The 16,660-nt window shown below is 61.6% G+C and carries 18 protein-coding genes; 10 read left to right on the top strand and 8 right to left on the bottom strand.

The window, feature by feature from the left end:
• The first annotated feature begins 2 nt into the window (after positions 1-2).
• From IBX59_RS08845 to IBX59_RS08855, 3 genes are read left to right on the top strand one after another with little or no spacing between them, the layout of a single operon-like run.
• Positions 3-320, top strand: coding sequence for a 2Fe-2S iron-sulfur cluster-binding protein (locus IBX59_RS08845; RefSeq protein WP_296374594.1), 318 nt, complete (start codon positions 3-5; stop codon positions 318-320).
• On the top strand, positions 320-1,555 hold the full coding sequence (locus IBX59_RS08850; RefSeq protein ID WP_296374595.1) for an FAD-dependent oxidoreductase: 1,236 nt from the start codon (positions 320-322) through the stop codon (positions 1,553-1,555). The genes IBX59_RS08845 and IBX59_RS08850 overlap by 1 nt, the downstream gene beginning before the upstream one ends.
• 39 nt (positions 1,556-1,594) lie before the next feature.
• Positions 1,595-2,641 carry a 3-carboxy-cis,cis-muconate cycloisomerase gene (locus IBX59_RS08855; RefSeq protein WP_296374597.1) on the top strand — a complete coding sequence of 349 codons (1,047 nt, stop codon included), beginning with the start codon at positions 1,595-1,597 and terminating at the stop codon, positions 2,639-2,641.
• 12 nt (positions 2,642-2,653) lie between these two features.
• Here IBX59_RS08855 and IBX59_RS08860 read toward each other — a convergent pair whose 3' ends face one another.
• The 5 genes from IBX59_RS08860 to pobA are packed head-to-tail and all read right to left on the bottom strand — an operon-like array spanning position 2,654 to position 6,437.
• On the bottom strand, positions 2,654-3,493 hold the full coding sequence (locus IBX59_RS08860; RefSeq protein WP_296374599.1) for a 3-keto-5-aminohexanoate cleavage protein: 840 nt from the start codon (positions 3,491-3,493) through the stop codon (positions 2,654-2,656).
• A 1-nt stretch (position 3,494) separates the two neighbouring features.
• The gene (gene pcaG / locus IBX59_RS08865) at positions 3,495-4,112 is read right to left on the bottom strand and encodes a protocatechuate 3,4-dioxygenase subunit alpha (protein ID WP_296374601.1); all 618 of its coding nucleotides are present in this window, start codon (positions 4,110-4,112) and stop codon (positions 3,495-3,497) included.
• Between the two features lies 1 nt (position 4,113).
• Positions 4,114-4,836, bottom strand: a complete 723-nt coding sequence (gene pcaH / locus IBX59_RS08870) for a protocatechuate 3,4-dioxygenase subunit beta (protein WP_296374603.1) — start codon at positions 4,834-4,836, stop codon at positions 4,114-4,116.
• Positions 4,833-5,213 (bottom strand): 4-carboxymuconolactone decarboxylase, encoded by a 381-nt coding sequence (pcaC, locus tag IBX59_RS08875; RefSeq protein WP_296374605.1) that lies wholly within the window; start codon positions 5,211-5,213, stop codon positions 4,833-4,835. The genes pcaH and pcaC overlap by 4 nt, the downstream gene beginning before the upstream one ends.
• Before the next feature lie 54 nt (positions 5,214-5,267).
• Positions 5,268-6,437 carry a 4-hydroxybenzoate 3-monooxygenase gene (pobA, locus tag IBX59_RS08880; protein ID WP_296374607.1) on the bottom strand — a complete coding sequence of 390 codons (1,170 nt, stop codon included), beginning with the start codon at positions 6,435-6,437 and terminating at the stop codon, positions 5,268-5,270.
• A 95-nt stretch (positions 6,438-6,532) separates the two neighbouring features.
• Here pobA and pcaQ point away from each other — a divergent pair, with 95 nt between their 5' ends.
• Positions 6,533-7,447 carry a pca operon transcription factor PcaQ gene (gene pcaQ / locus IBX59_RS08885; RefSeq protein WP_296374609.1) on the top strand — a complete coding sequence of 305 codons (915 nt, stop codon included), beginning with the start codon at positions 6,533-6,535 and terminating at the stop codon, positions 7,445-7,447.
• A 12-nt stretch (positions 7,448-7,459) separates the two neighbouring features.
• Here pcaQ and IBX59_RS08890 read toward each other — a convergent pair whose 3' ends face one another.
• Positions 7,460-8,776: an ATP-binding protein gene (locus IBX59_RS08890; protein ID WP_296374612.1), complete on the bottom strand. Its 1,317-nt coding sequence runs from the start codon at positions 8,774-8,776 to the stop codon at positions 7,460-7,462.
• Positions 8,773-9,432, bottom strand: coding sequence for a response regulator transcription factor (locus IBX59_RS08895; RefSeq protein ID WP_296374615.1), 660 nt, complete (start codon positions 9,430-9,432; stop codon positions 8,773-8,775). Before IBX59_RS08895 ends, IBX59_RS08890 begins: the two co-directional genes overlap by 4 nt.
• A gap of 260 nt (positions 9,433-9,692) precedes the next feature.
• Here IBX59_RS08895 and IBX59_RS08900 point away from each other — a divergent pair, with 260 nt between their 5' ends.
• From IBX59_RS08900 to IBX59_RS08920, 5 genes are all read left to right on the top strand, one after another.
• Positions 9,693-11,066 carry an ethylbenzene dehydrogenase-related protein gene (locus tag IBX59_RS08900; protein WP_296374617.1) on the top strand — a complete coding sequence of 458 codons (1,374 nt, stop codon included), beginning with the start codon at positions 9,693-9,695 and terminating at the stop codon, positions 11,064-11,066.
• 2 nt (positions 11,067-11,068) lie between these two features.
• A complete protein-coding gene (locus IBX59_RS08905; RefSeq protein ID WP_296374619.1) occupies positions 11,069-11,623 on the top strand; it encodes a hypothetical protein in 555 nt (184 codons plus the stop codon).
• Positions 11,624-11,782: 159 nt separating this feature from the next.
• Entirely contained in the window at positions 11,783-12,094 is a 312-nt protein-coding gene (locus tag IBX59_RS08910; protein WP_296374620.1) for a PepSY domain-containing protein, read from the top strand.
• Positions 12,087-12,683 (top strand): cytochrome b/b6 domain-containing protein, encoded by a 597-nt coding sequence (locus IBX59_RS08915; RefSeq protein WP_296374622.1) that lies wholly within the window; start codon positions 12,087-12,089, stop codon positions 12,681-12,683. The genes IBX59_RS08910 and IBX59_RS08915 overlap by 8 nt, the downstream gene beginning before the upstream one ends.
• Positions 12,684-12,820: 137 nt before the next feature.
• Entirely contained in the window at positions 12,821-14,866 is a 2,046-nt protein-coding gene (locus tag IBX59_RS08920; RefSeq protein WP_296374624.1) for an NADH:flavin oxidoreductase, read from the top strand.
• A 217-nt stretch (positions 14,867-15,083) separates the two neighbouring features.
• On the opposite strand, the gene IBX59_RS08925 is transcribed toward IBX59_RS08920, so the two are convergent.
• On the bottom strand, positions 15,084-15,944 hold the full coding sequence (locus IBX59_RS08925; RefSeq protein WP_296374625.1) for a helix-turn-helix transcriptional regulator: 861 nt from the start codon (positions 15,942-15,944) through the stop codon (positions 15,084-15,086).
• 463 nt (positions 15,945-16,407) lie between these two features.
• On the opposite strand from IBX59_RS08925, the gene IBX59_RS08930 reads away from it, so the two are divergent.
• A complete protein-coding gene (locus tag IBX59_RS08930) occupies positions 16,408-16,590 on the top strand; it encodes a Flp family type IVb pilin (RefSeq protein ID WP_296374627.1) in 183 nt (60 codons plus the stop codon).
• The last annotated feature ends 70 nt before the right edge of the window (positions 16,591-16,660 follow it).

The following is a 16,660-nucleotide window of genomic DNA, read 5'->3' on the forward strand; positions in this document are numbered from 1 at the left end:
AAATGGCACAGATCACATTTATCCAACCCGACGGTTCGGCCAGGGTTGTTGATGCACCAGAAGGCGAAACCCTGATGATCGCGGCAACAACGGCAGGCGTGGATGGCATTGTCGCGGAATGTGGCGGGTCGTGCATGTGCGCGACCTGTCACTGTCTGGTCGTCAGCGGCCCGACAGAGGCTTTGCCCGTTATGGAAGATGCCGAACGCGACACGCTGGAATTTACCGCGCAGGACATGCAGGACACCAGCCGCCTGACCTGCCAGATCAAGGCAACAGAGGCCTTGTCGGGTCTGACCCTGCGCGTGGTGGGGCGGTGATGGCGGGCGTGGTCATCCTTGGGGCCGGTCACGCGGGCACCCAGGCCGCCGCATCCCTGCGCGAAGCGGGGTTCACCGGACCGGTCACGCTGGTGTCAGACGAAGCCGACCTGCCCTATCACAAGCCGCCGCTGTCGAAATCATTCATGAAACAGGCCGATGCGCCGCTGCAACCGCTGCGCGGTGCGGCCACCTATGCGCAAAAGGATATCACGCTGAGGCTTGGCGTGGCAGTAACGGCCATCGACCGGCCCGCGCGCTGCCTGCATTTTGCCGATGGCAGCAGGCTGAATTATGACCGGCTGATCCTTGCCACCGGCACGGCGGCGCGGCGGCTGACGGCCCCCGGGGCCGATCTGGGCGGCGTGTTCTATTTGCGCAGCGCCCAAGACGCGCGTGCCATGCGCGCCGCCCTGCCTGATGCGGGCCGGGTTGTGGTGATCGGGGGCGGGTTTATCGGGCTAGAGGCCGCCGCCATGCTGGCCGCACGCGGCATCGCGGTGACGGTCATCGAAATGGCAACGCAGGTGCTGGGGCGCGCGGTCAGCGGCGCGGTGGCCAGCGCTGTGGCCGCCGATCTGGTTGCAAACGGCGTGACCCTGCGGTGTGGCGCAGGCATTGACCATCTGTCAGGCGCAGGGCAGGTCGGCGCCGTGCATCTGACTGACGGCACCCGCCTGCCCGCTGATATCGTCGTGGTCGGGATCGGCGCCATGCCAGAGGTGGCGCTGGCGCAAGCCGCCGGTCTGGCCTGCGACAACGGGGTTGTGACCGACGCAACGCTTGCCACATCGGACCCCGCAATTTTTGCCATTGGCGATTGTGCCGCCTATCCGCAGGCACAGCTGGGCCGGATGGCACGGCTGGAATCGGTGCAAAACGCCACCGATCAGGCACGCGCACTGGCCCAAACCCTGACCGGCAACCCCGTTGTCTATGACGCGCTGCCGTGGTTCTGGTCGGATATCGGGGCGCTGAAATTGCAGATTGCCGGTCTGTCGCATGACGCAGACGACGCGATTGTTGTTCACCGCGCCGACGGATCGTTGCAATCGGTCTGGCGGTTGGCGCAGGGGCGGCTGGTCGCGGTTGAAACGCTGGACAGCCCCGGCGAACACATGCTGGCCCGCCGCCTGATCGCCGAAGGGCTGACGCCCGCGCGCGACGTGATGGCATCGGGCGATATGGCCGCGCTCAAGGCGGCCTATGCCAGCGCGCGCGCTTTGCCCGCCTGACCACTTGCCCACTCAGATCAGGCATGAAAAGGTGTTGCAATGACCAATGCATTTACCTCATCAGGCTTGTTTGGCGGTCTGTTTTGCGACCCTTCGGTCGCCGCGCAATTCGGCAGTGCCGCCATGCTGCGGCACATGCTGGCGTTCGAAGCAGCCTGGACAGGCGCACTGCGTGATTGCGGGGGCGTGCCAGCCGCGGATGCCGCGCAGGCGCTGGCCGTGATCGCAGGGTTCATCCCCCCCGATCTGGGGGCCGACAGCGACCGTGACGGCCTGCCGGTGCCTGCCCTGGTGGCCGCCTTGCGCGCGGGCCAGCCCGCACCGGTTACCCGCGCGATCCACAGCGGCGCGACCAGTCAGGATGTGCTGGACACGGCGATGGTGCTGGCCTGCCTGGCCGTGCTGGATGATCTGGCCGGCCGGCTGACCGGCGTGATCGGCCGGATCGAAAATCTGAACACGCGCTGCGGGGCCAACCCGCTGATGGCGCGCACGCGCATGCAGGCGGCATTGCCCGCGACCGTATCGCTGCGGGTCGATGCCTGGCGGCGGGCGCTAGCCGGTCATCAGGACAGGCTTGGCCCCTTGCGGCAGGACATGGCACAGGTGCAGGTGGGCGGGGCGATTGGCCTGCGCGATGCCCAAGGCGATGCAATGGCCGCGCATGTGGCGCAGGCGCTGGGGCTGCAAACCGGGCCGGTCTGGCACAGTGACCGCAGCCGCTTTGTTGCGCTGGGGCATTGGCTGGTGCTGGTCGCTGGCACGCTGGGCAAGATCGGGCAGGATGTGGCCTTGATGGCGCAGCAGGGGATCGACGACATCATCCTGCAAGGCGGCGGCGGGTCATCGGCCATGGCGCATAAACACAACCCCATTTCCGCCGAGGTGATGGTCACGCTGGCGCGCTACACGGCGGGGCAACAGGGTATTCTGGCGCAGGCCATGGTGCATGAACAGGAACGATCAGGCGCGGCATGGGCGCTGGAATGGCTGACCCTGCCCGCCATGGCCGAGGCAACAGCAGCGGCCCTGCGCCATGCCGACCGGTTGCTGGCATCGGTTGACAGGCTTGGCGGGCCGCTGTGACTGCGGGGCGGGTCAGATATTTGGCTGGCGCAGCCCCAGAATGGCGCGCGCTTGGGCCCATGTGGCCACCGGGCGTTCGTATGTTTCACAAATCGCCACCGTGCGCCGGACCAGCGCCGCGTTTGACGGGGCCAGCCTGTCGCGGTCCAGCCTGACGTTATCTTCCAGGCCGGTGCGGGCATGACCGCCCGCCGCAATCGCCCAGTCGTTCAGCGTTGCCTGCGCCGCACCGATCCCGGCAGCACACCATGGCGCATCCGCACCGAACAACCGCTGCACGGTATGCACGTAATAATCAAAGACATCGCGATCGGCGGGCATCGCGTTTTTCACGCCCATGACAAACTGCACATAGGGGGTGCCTGCCAGTTGGCCGGTATCGGCCATTTCGCGGGCCTTCAGGATATGCGACAGATCAAAGGCTTCGATTTCTGGTTTGACATCATGGGCCAGCATTTCGGACGCCAGCCAATCCACCAGATCAGGCGGGTTTTCATAGACGCGGGTGGGAAAATTGTTTGACCCCACCGACAACGACGCCATGTCAGGGCGCAGCGGCAACATGCCCCCGCGCGCCATCCCCGCACCAGACCGCCCGCCGGTGGAAAACTGGATGATCATGCCGGGGCAGTGTTTTTCCACCCCTTCCTTGAGGGCCGCAAATTTATCGGGGTCAGATGATGGCGTCTGGTCGTCGTTGCGCACATGGGCATGCACGATCGCCGCCCCCGCCTCGAACGCCTCTTGCGTCGATTCGATCTGCTCGGAAACGGTGATTGGCACGGCGGGGTTGTTGGCCTTGGTTGGCAGGCTGCCGGTGATGGCCACGCAGATGATGCAGGGGTTTGTCATATCAAATCTCGAAAAAGACGGTTTCGTCCTCACCTTGAAGACGCATATCAAACCGGTAAAGCGGCGTGCCTTCGCCCGCAACCCGCCGCGCGATCAGCGTGGGGCGGCGGCGTTCCCATTCGATCAGGTTCAGCACCGGATCACTGGCGTTTGCCGCCGTTTCATCATCGAAATAAAGCCGCGTCGTCAGGCCAAGGTTGATCCCGCGCGCCACCAGCCATAACGTGATATGCGGGGCCTGTATTTTGCCGTTTCGCCCCGGCACAGGGCCGGGTTTGACCGTATCAAAGGCCCATGCACCACTGTCAAAATCGGTGATGACACGGCCCCAGCCGCGAAACCCGTCTTCGACAGCGCCGCCGCCTTCGGGGTGGGCATAGTGACCGGCGGCATTGGCTTGCCATGCTTCGATCAGCACATCCTTGACCGGGCTGCCGGTGCCATCGCGCACCACACCTTCGATGCGGATACGTTCGCCCTTGGCATGGGGGCCAGCGATATCATGGCCCAGTTCACGCTCATAGATATCAAAACCGGCTGCGCCGGGGGCCAGCCCGATATGGACATAAGGGCCAGCGGTCTGCGATGGTGTTTCATGCAGGTAAGGCAGTTTTTGCATGTCAGTTCCCTTCCAGCCGGTTTTCAAACAATGTGGACCGCCGCCCGCGCAGCACGATATCGAAATGATAGGCGATCGCATCCAGCGGGATTGATGCATTCATATCCAGCCGGGCGACCAGCGCGTCAATCGCATCGGGGTCGGGGATGGTTTGCACGATGGGGCACAGCGGGATCAGCGGGTCGCCTTCGAAATAAAGCTGCGTGATCAGGCGCTGGCTGAAGGACGCGCCGAACACGCTGATATGAATATGCGCGGGCCGCCAGTTGTTGACCATGTTGCGCCACGGATAGGCCCCGGGTTTGACCGTGCGGAAAAAGTAATAGCCCTGCGCATCGGTGATGGTGCGCCCGCAGCCGCCAAAATTCGGGTCGATCGGCGCAAGATAGGTATCTTTCTTGTGGCGATAGCGGCCGCCTGCGTTGGCCTGCCAGATTTCAACCAGCGTATTGGGGACAGGGCGCGCGTTTTCATCCAGAACGCGGCCATGCACGATGATGCGTTCGCCCACCGGATCACCGGTTTTGGCGTAGTTTTTGATCAGGTCGTGGTCCATCGGGCCAAGGTCGCCGTGGCCAAAGACAGGGCCGGTGATTTCACTGACCGATTGTTCCAGACTGATCGGGGCAAAGCGCGGGCTGCGCGCAACCGATGTCTTGTAACCCGGGGTCAGGGCCGGGGGGTGGCGGCCCGGGTCGCGCTGGTAATATTCGGCGGGGGTCATTCTTTTTCCTCCATTTCGGCATAGGTTTTCTTGGCCAGGGCAATGGCATGGTTGGCCCGTGGCACACCGGCATAGACCGCCACATGCATAAAGGCCTGCATCACATCCGCAGGGCGCGCGCCGGTGCGTGCCGTGGCGCGGATATGCATCGGGATTTCTTCAAAGTTGCCCGTCGCCGCGAGAAGAGCAAGGGTTAACAGTGACCGGTCGCGCGCACTGATCGTGTCGTCCGACCACAGCGAGCCCCAGGCCATTTCGGTGATCAGCCCCTGAAAGGGGGCGTCAAAATCGGTTTTTGCTGCTTCGGCCCGGTCAACATGCGCGTCACCAAGGATGCGGCGGCGCGTTGCCATACCCGATTTGAAACGTTCAGACATGGGGCGGTTCCTTTCGAATGGGTGAAACGCGGGGCGGCAGACCGGTGGCCCGCATCAATAGGGCAACCCGATATAATTTTCCGCCATCGCCTTTTGCGCGGCCATGTTGGTGCGCAGGAATTCCAGATCGGCGACCTGCATTTTCAGGTCAAATTCCGACTGGTCGGGATAGCGGTGCATCAGCGATGAAAACCACCAGCTGAACCTTTCGGCCTTCCACACCCGCGCCAGCGCCTTTTGCGAATAGCTGTCAATGCCCGCGCTGCTGCCGTTTTCATAGAAATCGCGCAAGCCGTTATACAGGTAATGCACATCAGAGGCGGCGGTATTCAGCCCCTTGGCACCGGTCGGCGGCACGATATGGGCCGCATCACCGCACAAGAACAGCCGCCCCCAGCGCATCGGTTCGGTCACAAAAGACCGCAGCGGCGCGATGGATTTTTCAATGCTTGGCCCGGTGACAAGGCGTGCGGCCTGATCAGCGGGAATGCGGCGTTTAAGTTCCTGCCAAAACGCCTCGTCTGTCCAGTCATCGGGTTTGTCGCTAAGCGAACACTGGATGTAATAGCGGCTCAGGTTGTCGTTGCGCATTGAACACAGCGCAAAGCCGCGGGGCGAATTGGCATAGATCAGTTCGTGATTGACGGGGGGCGTTTCGCTCAGGATGCCCAGCCAGCCAAAGGGATAAACCTTTTCGTATTCGCAGCGCACATCCAGCGGGATCGTCTGGCGGCTGACGCCGTGAAACCCGTCGCAACCGGCGACAAAATCGCAGTCAATGCGCCGCGCCTGACCGTGAACGGTATAGGTGACATGGCAGGCATCGGTATCGGCGCCACGGATTACCACGTTATCGACATTGAATTCAGTGGCCCCGCCCGCCTGTTCGCGCGCGGCGTAAAGATCGCGGGTCACTTCGGTCTGGCCATAGACAATGACCGGCGTGCCGGTGTGTTCGGTGAAATCAATGCGGAACATCGTGTCACCGTAAGAAATCAGCGTGCCGTCGTGCACCAGACCTTCGGCATGCAGACGGTCGGCGCAACCGGCCTCTTGCATCAGTTGGACAAGCCCCTGTTCCAGCACGCCCGCACGGATCCGCCCCAGCACATAGTCCTTGGTTTTGCGTTCCAGCACCACGCTGTCAATCCCGCGCCTGTGCAAAAGCTGCGCCAGCAAAAGCCCCGATGGCCCCCCACCAATGATGGCAACCTGTGTTTTCATCGTATCCTCCACGATTTGTTGGCTAGCCATCGCATATTGAACAGAACAATTAAAATGAGTTATCACACCATTTAGTTATCAAAAAAGGAAACCAAATGGACCGGCGCATCAAATTCCGCCACCTTGAGGCGTTCAGCGCGATTGCCCGGGCAGGTAGTTTCAAGATCGCGGCGGCGCAGTTGCACCTGACACAGCCCGCCATTTCCAAGACGCTGAAGGAACTAGAGGAGATTTTGGGTGTGACAGTGCTGGAACGCAGCAGATCCGGCGTTGCCCTGACGGCGCAAGGCGAGGTGTTTTTGGGTTTTGCCGAACAAAGCACGGCGGCCCTGCGGCACGGGCTGCACAGCATCCGCGCGACCTATGGGGCCGCGGGGCGGTTGAAAATCGGGGCGCTGCCCAGCGTTGCCTCTGGTCTGGTGCCACGGGCGGCGCTGGATTTTGCCGCACGCAACCCCGACACCCTGCTGGAAGTTCACGAAGGCCCCTATCACGATCTGACGCAGCGGCTGCGCGGCGGCGGGCTTGATCTGGTGGTGGGGCGGTTAGGGCGGCCCGAAACCATGGCAGGGCTGGAATTCCGCCAATTGTATACCGAACAGGTTGTCGTGGTTGCCCGCCCCGACAGCCCCGCCGCCGCCCTGCGCGACATTGTGGCGCTGGATGCATATCGGGTGCTGTATCCGCCCAAGGATTCCGCGATCAGGCCACTGCTGGCCCGGCATCTGATCACGCAGGGCGTGCCATTGTTCCGCAACAGGATCGAATCCGCATCGCCGAATTTTGCGCGGACGATTTTGCTGGCAGACCCCGATACGGTCTGGATGATCAGCCACGGCGTCGTGGCCGGTGATCTGGCCAATGGCCGGCTTGTCGCGCTGGACTTTGACATGCGCGCAACGCTTGGTGCCGTGGGCATCATCAGCCGCGCAGAAGAAGTTGCCTCGGTTGCGGCGAAATCCTTTTGCCGCGCCCTGGCCAACGCTGGCCCGCAAGACAGCACCGCCTGACAGCACCTGCCCTTATGTCGGCAGTCGCACCTGCGCCTCAAATCCGTCCACGCCACCCGGTCTGGGGGATGACAGTATCAGTTTGCTGCCGGTGCGGTCGGCGATTGCGGCAACAATATACAGGCCAAGGCCGCTGCCGTCTGCCCAAGGGTCGCCGCGCCGGAACCGCTGCGTCAACTGGGCCAGCCGGTCTGGCGGCACGATTGGCCCGTCGTTGCCAATGATCAGCACCGCGTCCGGGGTCAGCGTCACATCAACCGCGCTGCCGTGACGCAGCGCATTTTCAACAAGGTTGCGGCACAGGATGCCAAGCGCGTCCGGGTCAAGCGGCGACAGCACCGGTGTATCGGGCAAATGCAGCGCGATGGCCGGTGCATCCGCACTGCGCATCATGTCTTGCGTCACGATCTGCACCGCGACCCGCAGATCAAAGGGCGTATCTGCCTGCAAACGCCCGCCCTCGGCGCGGGCAAGCTGCATCAGCCGTTCCGTCCGGCGGGTCAGACGTTTGAGCGTTTCAATGATGTCATCGGCCCTTTTCGCCGCGGCGCTGTCTGTGGTTTCGGACTTGATCCGCTGCGCCTGCGCGATCGCGCCAGCCAAGGGCGTGCGTAATTCATGCGCTGCATTGGCAGCAAAACTGCGTTCTGCCTCGAAGGCGTCGCGCAAAGAATCAAGAAGCCTGTTCAGCGTATCCGCCAGGGGCTGGATTTCCGCAGGCAGATCCATGGACGGCACCGCCGACAGATCGCGCGCATTGCGCGCTTGCAGATTGGCGCGGAACCGGCTGAGCGGATCAAGGCTCAGCCGCACGGCGATGAAAATCGCCAACAGGGCAACGGGAATGACCACCAGCAGCGGCAGGCCCAACACCATCTGAAGCCCCCGCGCGACCTCAGCGCGGTGGGCCAGCGGTTCGGCGATGGTGATGCTGATGGTTCCCTGCACGGCGGCATCGTCATACAGCCGGTGGGTCGCAGTCTGGCGAAAACCTGGCCCGTCAAAAGGGGGGAAAACAGCCGGATCGGCGGCATGCGATTGCAACAGCACGCGCCCGCCGGCATCGCGCACAACATAGGTGAACAGTTCATCATGCACGCGGATCGGTGCGATCCGTTGCACGGTGGCAGGATCGTCACGGCCCAAAATTTCGATTACAGCCAGCGGCAAAATGCGCTGCGCAGTTTCCTGAAGGGCGGCATCGAATACCTCGTCCATCTCGTGGCGCAGCATCACCGCGGTCATCATGGCCGCACCCAGCCAGACCAGCATCAGCAATAAACCAAGCGACAGCGCCAGCCGGGCCGTCAGGCTGCGCGGCTTTGTCATGGATTGCCCAGCCGATACCCCATGCCGCGCTGGGTTTCGATGACCGCGCTGCCCAGCTTTTTGCGCAGGCGGCTGACATGCACTTCGATAGTGTTGCTTTCTACCTCTGCGTCGAAGGCATACAGCTTTTCTTCCAGTTGCGCCTTTGACAGCAGTTGCCCCGGGCGGGACAGCAACGTTTCGAACAAGGCCCATTCGCGCGCGGTCAATGGCACGGGCTTGCCATCCTTGCGGATGCTGCGCGCCGCAAGGTCGATGGTGATCGGCCCATGGGTAATGATCGGATTGGGGTTGCCGGTATAGCGCCGCGCGACAGACCCGACCCGCGCAGACAATTCGGCAAGGTCGAAGGGTTTGACCAGATAATCATCCGCACCCGCGTTCAACCCCGCGATCCGGTCCGACACCTGATCCAGCGCGGTCAGGATGATCACCGGCGTCACGTCGCCACGCCCCCGCAGCGACCGAAGAAACCCGATCCCCCGCCCGTCGGGCAACATCAGATCCAGCAGGATCAGGTCATAGGCCGCGCCGCACAGCGCATCGCCCGCCGCATCCAGCCGCGTCACCCAATCAACCGACTGGCCGTCGCTGGCGATCTGGTCGCGCACGGCGGCGCCCAGAACGGTATCATCTTCAATCAGCAGGATACGCATGGGTGTTTTCGTTCCTTTCGCTGTGATCTTTCCTGAACGAACGGCCTGACGCAACGCTGAACTGATCGCCCCCGGTGCGTCAGGTTCACGTCAGGTTCACCTTGAATGGCCAAAGATACATCCCAGAACCGCCGGAAAAGGGGTAGACCGTTTATAGTATCACACCCGCCAATTGATTGAGATCATGGAGAGAAATTTTCCGGGGTTTTACCCTCCAGTCACTAGGCCGCTTTCGCCTTGAAAACCCTACGAGGATCAGAATGAGAAAATCCATATTACCAATTGCTTCACTGCTGTTTCTGGGGGGGCTGGCTGTTAGCTGGGCGACCCACGGAACCAGCATTGTCGTCAACGACCCGGCCCGCAACATCAGTATTCCCGACACGCTGACCGTGCCTTTGCAGGTGCAGGCGGCATATAACGATACGACGATGTTCTTCCGGTATCGCTGGCCTGCCGCAAACCCCGGCATTTTCCATGATGTCCTTGTCTATCAGGATGGCAAATGGGAACGGCGGGGCGACGGTGTGCCGGGGTCAAACCCGGATGGCCTGCACGAAGACCGCGTCGCCATGATGCTGGACGATGGCTCTGTCCCGGAATTTGCCCGTTATGGCGGATATATCACAGTCGGAGCCGGGCTGGCCGGGTTGACGGACGAAGCCCCCGAAGAAGTCACCAAATATCTGCCCGCCACGCGCAACCGTCTGGGCGCATGGGATGACATGGCCGATGAAGACGTGCAGGCGCGATTGCGTGAGGCGGGGTATTTCCTTGACCTGTGGCACTGGCGCGGCGGGCGGTCGAACCCGATGGGCTATGCCGATGATCAGAACGTCGGCATCGAACGTGCAGGCGATGATGGCCGTTCGGCTTATGGGACCAACTGGAACAGCGACCTGTCGCAGCCCAACGTGATGTTCGACAAAGACACAACAGGTTATGCCGCGCTGCGCTGGGATGACATCATGGCAGGCGGTGTGACGCAGGACGAAACCTATGCGCTGATCCCTGCGGTATCCGTGCCGTTCGACCCGACGCTTGGCTGGCAAAACGGCGATGTTATCCCGCGCCGGACCCTGCGCATGCCTGAAGGATCGCGCGCCGATATCGCCGCACCCGGCAAGGGCCGTTGGGTTGACGGGTATTGGGATGTGACGCTGGCGCGCGCGCTTGATACCGGCGCACCGCAAGATGACAAGATCCTGAACGATCTGGGCATGTATGACGTTGCCTTTGCGATCCACCGCAACGCCACCGGCGGGCGCTGGCACTATGTTTCACTGCCGCAGCGTCTGGGTTTGGGCCGCGACGCCGATCTTACGGCTGTCAAATTCAACGGCGCACGGCCACAATGGGCAGACGCCTGGACCGACATCACCCTTTTCTATCCGGGTCAGGTCACATGGCCGCTGCTTAACTCTGCTGCCCACGCCGGCGCTGACCAGATCGCAGAAGGGGTGCCTGTCCGCTTTCGGCACAGCCCCGAACAGTTGACGCATTACGGCATCGAGGTTGAATTCAATAACCAGATCCGGCGGCAATGGCTGCTGACCATTCTGGCCGGTGTCATCCTTATTGCTGGGTTTGGCATTGCGCTGAACCAGTCTATCTCTCGTTCGAAAGGAGCCTGAAAATGGCCGCTTATCACGTTGTTCTTGTTCACTTTCCCATTGCCTTATGGCTTGGTGCCGCGCTTTTGATCTTTCTGCGCGTAGTCAATGACGGGCCGATGGGCCATGCGGCGGACCGCGCCTTGCCGGTGTTTTTGATCCTTGGTGTCGTGTTCGGGGCCGTCGCCTATACGATTGGCCTGATGGTTTGGGACTGGCAGGCGCTGTCATCCACCCCGATGGGGCGCAACCACATGCTGACGGCAAGCTGGTCTTTGGCCTATTTTGCCCTTTTGGCGATCACCCGCGTCATTCAGGGCGAGGCGCTGTGGCATGGCACCGCGCGTTTCGTGATGCTGATCCTATCGGGCGTCGGCGTTGCTTTGGTGGGTATCACCGGCACCCTTGGGGGGCATCTTGTCGGGAACTACACCGAAGTCGGTGACGTCTTGCGCTGGTTGGGTTGGGAAATCTATTCCACCTATTATGTCCCCAACCTGACGGTCGCGCTTTTGATTATCCTGGGCGTTGTGATGGCAGGGCTCGGGGTGATGGCGGGCCGCAAGACTGCGGCATAGCCCCCCCAGAAATGACAGTGATGCGGGCCCTACGGGGCCCGTTTTCATGCCGTCCGAGCGCGATTCTGATGCTTGCCTGACACTATTTTTGCGGCGCCTTAAGCAAGGCTTCAGGTTGGTGGCGCAAATATGGGTGGAACCAAAGCAAGGAAACCCGACATGTTCAGAAATATTTTTATGACCACGCTTGTGACTGGCATCGTGATCGCGGGCGCCGCGCGCGCCGACGATGATTGTTCCGTCCCCATGGCCGACTGGCAGCCGCGCGAAACCGTTGAACGCATTGCCACTGAAAACGGCTGGACGGTGCGCCGGATCAAGGTCGACGATGGTTGCTATGAAATCAAAGGGAGCGACGCCGAAGGCCGCAAAATCGAGGTGACGATCAACCCCGGCACCCTGCAAATCATCGAACTGGAATATGAAGACAAGGACGATGACGACAAACGCAAACGGGGCGATGATGACTGACACCGCGCATAAAAACGGCACAACACCCGGCACGGTGCCGGTCTGGGACCGGCTGGTGCGGGTGTTTCACTGGAGCCTTGTCGCAGCGTTTGCCGTGGCATGGCTGTCAGCGGATGAACTTGACGCGCTTCACCGCTTTGCGGGTTATGGCATTGCCAGTCTGGTGGCGGTCCGACTGGTCTGGGGCGTGATCGGCACCCAGCCTGCGCGCTTTGTGCGGTTTGTCAAAGGGCCGCGCGCCACGCTGGCCTATCTGGGCGACATGGTGCGGGGGCATGAACGGCGCTATCTGGGCCACAATCCTGCGGGGGCCGCGATGATCGTGGTGCTGCTGGCTGCCTTGTCAGGCACGGCCTTCACCGGCTGGCTGTCAGACGAACCTGCCCGCCTGGCACTGGTGCCCGGCGCGGCCTGGGCGGGCAAAGACCTGATGGAAGATCTGCACGAAGTTCTTGCCAATTTCTTGATGTTTTTCGTGGTATTGCATCTGGGTGGCGTTATCGTTGCCTCGGTCCGGCACCGTGAAAATCTGGCCCGCGCCATGATCACCGGCGACAAACGCGCACCCGCCCCCGGCGACATCGCCTGATCGCGCCGAAACCGGATCACCCTGCCGGTCAGGTGCCGCAAGGCGGGCGGGCAAACCGCGGATGGATGACGCCCGGCAGGATTTACTTGCGCGCAAGAAAGCGTTCCTGCCAGATACGTGGTATTCAGGAGACGCCAATGTCACACGACCCGTTATTGCAGCCCTACCAGCTTAAACATCTGACGTTGCGCAACCGGATCATGACGACCAGCCATGAACCGGCCTATCCCGAAGACGGCCTGCCCAAGGCGCGTTATGTCGCCTATCATGCCGAACGCGCAAAGGCCGGGGTCGCGCTGGCGATGACCGCCGGATCTGCGGCGGTGTCGCGCGACAGCCCGCCGGTTTTCAACAATATTCTGGCCTATCGCGATGACGTGGTGCCCCATATCCGCGCCCTGACCGATGCCTGCCATGACCACGGGTGTGCGGTCATGATCCAGCTGACCCATCTGGGCCGCCGCACCACATGGAACAAGGGCGACTGGCTGCCGTCGGTATCGTCAAGCAAGCACCGCGAACCTGCGCATCGCGCCTTTCCCAAACTAGCCGAAGATTGGGACATCGTGCGCATCATCCGCGATTTCGCCGATGCGACGGAGCGGATGCAGGCGGGCGGCATGGACGGGGTGGAATTGCAGGTTTACGGGCACCTGCTTGATCAGTTCTGGTCGCCGCTGACAAATGATCTGAATGGACCCTATGGCGGGCAGGATCTGGACAGCCGGATGCAATTGCTGATGGATGTGCTGCGCGGGATCCGTGCGCGGGTGGGCACGGGGTTTATCGTTGGTGTGCGTTACACCGCAGACGAGACGGCAAAAGGCGGTATCAACGCGCCACAGGGGCTGGAAATTTCCAAACGCCTTGCGGCCTGGGGGATGGTTGATTTTCTGAACGTCATTCGCGGGCGGATCCACACCGATCCGGCCATGACCGATGTGATCCCGGTGCAAGGCATGAAAAGTGCGCCGCATCTGGATTTTGCCGGCGCGGTGCGTGCCGCCACCGGCCTGCCGACCTTTCACGCTGCGCGCATCCCCGATGTGGCCACCGCGCGCCACGCCATCGCCGCCGGTCTGCTGGATATGGTCGGCATGACCCGCGCGCATATGGCCGACCCGCATATCGTGCGCAAGATCATCGCCGGACGCGAGGAAGATATCCGGCCCTGCGTGGGCGCGACCTATTGCCTTGACCGCATCTATCAGGGGGGCGAAGCGCTGTGCATCCACAATGCGGCCACAGGGCGCGAACTGTCCTTGCCGCATGACATTACGCCCGCGCCTGCGCGCAAAAAGGTCGTGATTGTGGGTGCTGGCCCTGCCGGGCTGGAAGCCGCGCGCGTTGCGGCGGAACGCGGGCATGATGTGGTGGTGTTCGAGGCCCAGCCAGACCCCGGCGGCCAGATCCGGTTGACCGCGCGAAACCCCCGGCGGCGCGAAATGATCGGTATTATCGACTGGCGCATGGCGCAATGTGCCGCGCGCGATGTGGTGTTTCATTTTAACACCTTTGCAGACACCGCCGACGTGACCGCCGAAAACCCCGATGTCGTGATCATCGCCACCGGCGGTCTACCCAATACCGAGCTGTTCGAAAGCGGGACGCAAAACGCGCTTGTCGTCAGTGCATGGGATATCATCGCAGGCGATGTGAAACCCGCAGGCCGCGTGCTGATTTATGACGAAAGCGGTGATCACCCCGGCCTGATGGCCGCAGAGATCGCCGCACAGGCTGGTGCCTCGGTTCAGGTGATGACGCCAGACCGCACCTTTGCCCCCGAAATCATGGGCATGAACCTTGTGCCCTACATGCGCGCGTTGCAAGACAAGGACGTGACCTTTACCGTCACCCGCCGCCTGCTGGATGTGGTGCGCGATGGCAACCGCCTGCGCGCCACCATCGGCACCGATTACAGCGATTTCACAACGTCGCAGCATTATGATCAGATCGTGGTAAATTACGGCACAATGCCACTGGACGATCTGTATTTCGCGCTGAAACCCTTGTCAGCCAACGGCGGTGCGGTGGACTATACCGCCCTGATCGCGGGCCAGCCGCAACCTGTGGCCAAAACCGGCGGCGGGGCCTTTCAACTGTTTCGCATCGGCGATGCGGTCAGCGCGCGCAACACCCACGCCGGCATCCATGATGCGCTGCGCCTGATGAAAGACATCTAACAAGGCCGCGCCACCAGGGCACTTTCGATAAAGCTCAGGCCGCACAAGGATCGGCACGCGCTGGCGTTTGCGCGAAACAGAGGCTTTCAGCCCGTCAACGTCCAGTTCCAGCCGGTCATCCAGCCGCCCCGTCGTTTCGATAAGCGCGGGGTCAATTTCAAACACGCCCCCCCGCGCAGGCGGCACCCTTCCAAGGCGTCAGGGGCATTGCGCAGGGTCAGGCCCGGCGCCCGACCGCATCTTGCGCGGTCTGATCGACGTGCATCAGCATCCGCATCAGGCCAACCTGTCCGGCCGCGCCGGTTTTCGCGTAAATACTACGCAGATGCGACCGCATGGTCGATTCCGCAACGCCGGTTTCCGCGCTGATCTGCTTGAACGTCAGACCAGCCTGAATCAGCATACAGATACGCGATTCAGCCGCCGTCAGTTGAAACGGGTTTTCCGACGATAAAGGGTCATCCGGCGCCGTCAGGTCCGGCTGGCCCAGCTGGTTTGAAATCGCGGGAACCGACCGCAGCAACCGCGCGATGCGCCCCTTGCGCCGCCGCCCCCAAACATCGGCGACAGAGGTCGCGAGCCATTGGAACGTTGGGTCATCGGCACAAGTGACGGGGTTGCTGCGATAAAATTCGATCGCGTCAACTTCGGTATCGTGCCGGCCCAGCGGGATGACGACCACCTCCTCAAATCCACGGTCGGTCATCCATCTTTGGCTGCGGGCGTCCATATGGCTGTGGGGTTCGCTGTCTTTCTCGCTCAGGGTCCAGACGGTGCCAGGGCGGGCATAGATGCCATGGCCATTCAGGATGAACGGCGCCATCGCCTTGATCAGCGGGCGTTTGCCGGCCTGCGCATCCAGATCGAAACAGGTGATGATGCGCTGACGCCCGGTCTTGGGGTCGAAGCGCGCCAAAGTGACAAGCCGCGCGCCCGTAAGATCGGCAAACAACGCCAGGCTGTCGCGCAAATCGCCCGCGCCATGCAGGCATTCGGTCCAGCGGGTCAGAAAATCGGCAATGCGAAGGGCACCAGACGGTTTTTTCCTGGTGGTATTAACAACTTTTTCACACATCATGATACAAAATCCAAACACTCGTAACAAACACACCGGCAACAGCAATTCTGGACCCAAAAGCCAATACACGGTTCCAGAACGGCATGTGCGGCCAAGTAGATTATTAACCTTTTTAAGCGGCCACGTCAAAATTTAGCGGCAGAATGTATCTTTCGCGAACAAATTCAAATGCGTTCGCTCTGATTGTATCTTTATCGCGCGGCGCCATTCACGTATCGTTCACTTCAGCATACGAATCGCCCTGTGAGGCGCAGGTGTCAAATTTCGAATCGGCACCGCAATTTCCCGCCTAAGTTGCCGCACCCCAGAACAACTCGCCTTTTGATCACTGTTTCTCATCGTTTTGAACGATGCGGTGCTGTCTGGTCCGTCCTTAATATTGGTTAACCGCTGTCACACTGGCTGCGGTGCCCCGGGATCTGCCCCCGGGTTTTCACCAAACCAAATGATAAGGATTACCGATATGAAAAAATTCCTGGCACAGGTTGTCCGCGATGAAAGCGGTGCTGCTCTGGTCGAATATGGCGTTGCCCTGCTGGTTGTTATCCTCGTGGGGACCACCGCGCTGATTACTTTGTCAAATGACACAGGCAAACAGTTCACAGACGCTGCCGCCGCGACGACTGCGGTTGTTGGAAACCGCTAAACCGCTCGCCCAAAACCTTGACCGCCGGGCCATTCCCCCCGGCGGTTAACCCCCCTTTTTTCTTGAACCG

The sequence above is a fragment of the Yoonia sp. genome, assembly GCF_014859355.1.
In the GTDB taxonomy this organism is placed as follows: domain Bacteria; phylum Pseudomonadota; class Alphaproteobacteria; order Rhodobacterales; family Rhodobacteraceae; genus Yoonia.

Excerpts from the sequence above, each read along its gene's own strand:
- IBX59_RS08845 (WP_296374594.1), top strand. The coding sequence starts at position 3 with ATGGCACAGATCACATTTATCCAACCCGACGGTTCGGCCAGGGTTGTT.
- IBX59_RS08850 (WP_296374595.1), top strand. The coding sequence starts at position 320 with ATGGCGGGCGTGGTCATCCTTGGGGCCGGTCACGCGGGCACCCAGGCC.
- IBX59_RS08855 (WP_296374597.1), top strand. The coding sequence starts at position 1,595 with ATGACCAATGCATTTACCTCATCAGGCTTGTTTGGCGGTCTGTTTTGC.
- IBX59_RS08860 (WP_296374599.1), bottom strand. The coding sequence starts at position 3,493 with ATGACAAACCCCTGCATCATCTGCGTGGCCATCACCGGCAGCCTGCCA.
- pcaG (WP_296374601.1), bottom strand. The coding sequence starts at position 4,112 with ATGCAAAAACTGCCTTACCTGCATGAAACACCATCGCAGACCGCTGGC.
- pcaH (WP_296374603.1), bottom strand. The coding sequence starts at position 4,836 with ATGACCCCCGCCGAATATTACCAGCGCGACCCGGGCCGCCACCCCCCG.
- pcaC (WP_296374605.1), bottom strand. The coding sequence starts at position 5,213 with ATGTCTGAACGTTTCAAATCGGGTATGGCAACGCGCCGCCGCATCCTT.
- pobA (WP_296374607.1), bottom strand. The coding sequence starts at position 6,437 with ATGAAAACACAGGTTGCCATCATTGGTGGGGGGCCATCGGGGCTTTTG.
- pcaQ (WP_296374609.1), top strand. The coding sequence starts at position 6,533 with ATGGACCGGCGCATCAAATTCCGCCACCTTGAGGCGTTCAGCGCGATT.
- IBX59_RS08890 (WP_296374612.1), bottom strand. The coding sequence starts at position 8,776 with ATGACAAAGCCGCGCAGCCTGACGGCCCGGCTGGCGCTGTCGCTTGGT.
- IBX59_RS08895 (WP_296374615.1), bottom strand. The coding sequence starts at position 9,432 with ATGCGTATCCTGCTGATTGAAGATGATACCGTTCTGGGCGCCGCCGTG.
- IBX59_RS08900 (WP_296374617.1), top strand. The coding sequence starts at position 9,693 with ATGAGAAAATCCATATTACCAATTGCTTCACTGCTGTTTCTGGGGGGG.
- IBX59_RS08905 (WP_296374619.1), top strand. The coding sequence starts at position 11,069 with ATGGCCGCTTATCACGTTGTTCTTGTTCACTTTCCCATTGCCTTATGG.
- IBX59_RS08910 (WP_296374620.1), top strand. The coding sequence starts at position 11,783 with ATGTTCAGAAATATTTTTATGACCACGCTTGTGACTGGCATCGTGATC.
- IBX59_RS08915 (WP_296374622.1), top strand. The coding sequence starts at position 12,087 with ATGACTGACACCGCGCATAAAAACGGCACAACACCCGGCACGGTGCCG.
- IBX59_RS08920 (WP_296374624.1), top strand. The coding sequence starts at position 12,821 with ATGTCACACGACCCGTTATTGCAGCCCTACCAGCTTAAACATCTGACG.
- IBX59_RS08925 (WP_296374625.1), bottom strand. The coding sequence starts at position 15,944 with ATGATGTGTGAAAAAGTTGTTAATACCACCAGGAAAAAACCGTCTGGT.
- IBX59_RS08930 (WP_296374627.1), top strand. The coding sequence starts at position 16,408 with ATGAAAAAATTCCTGGCACAGGTTGTCCGCGATGAAAGCGGTGCTGCT.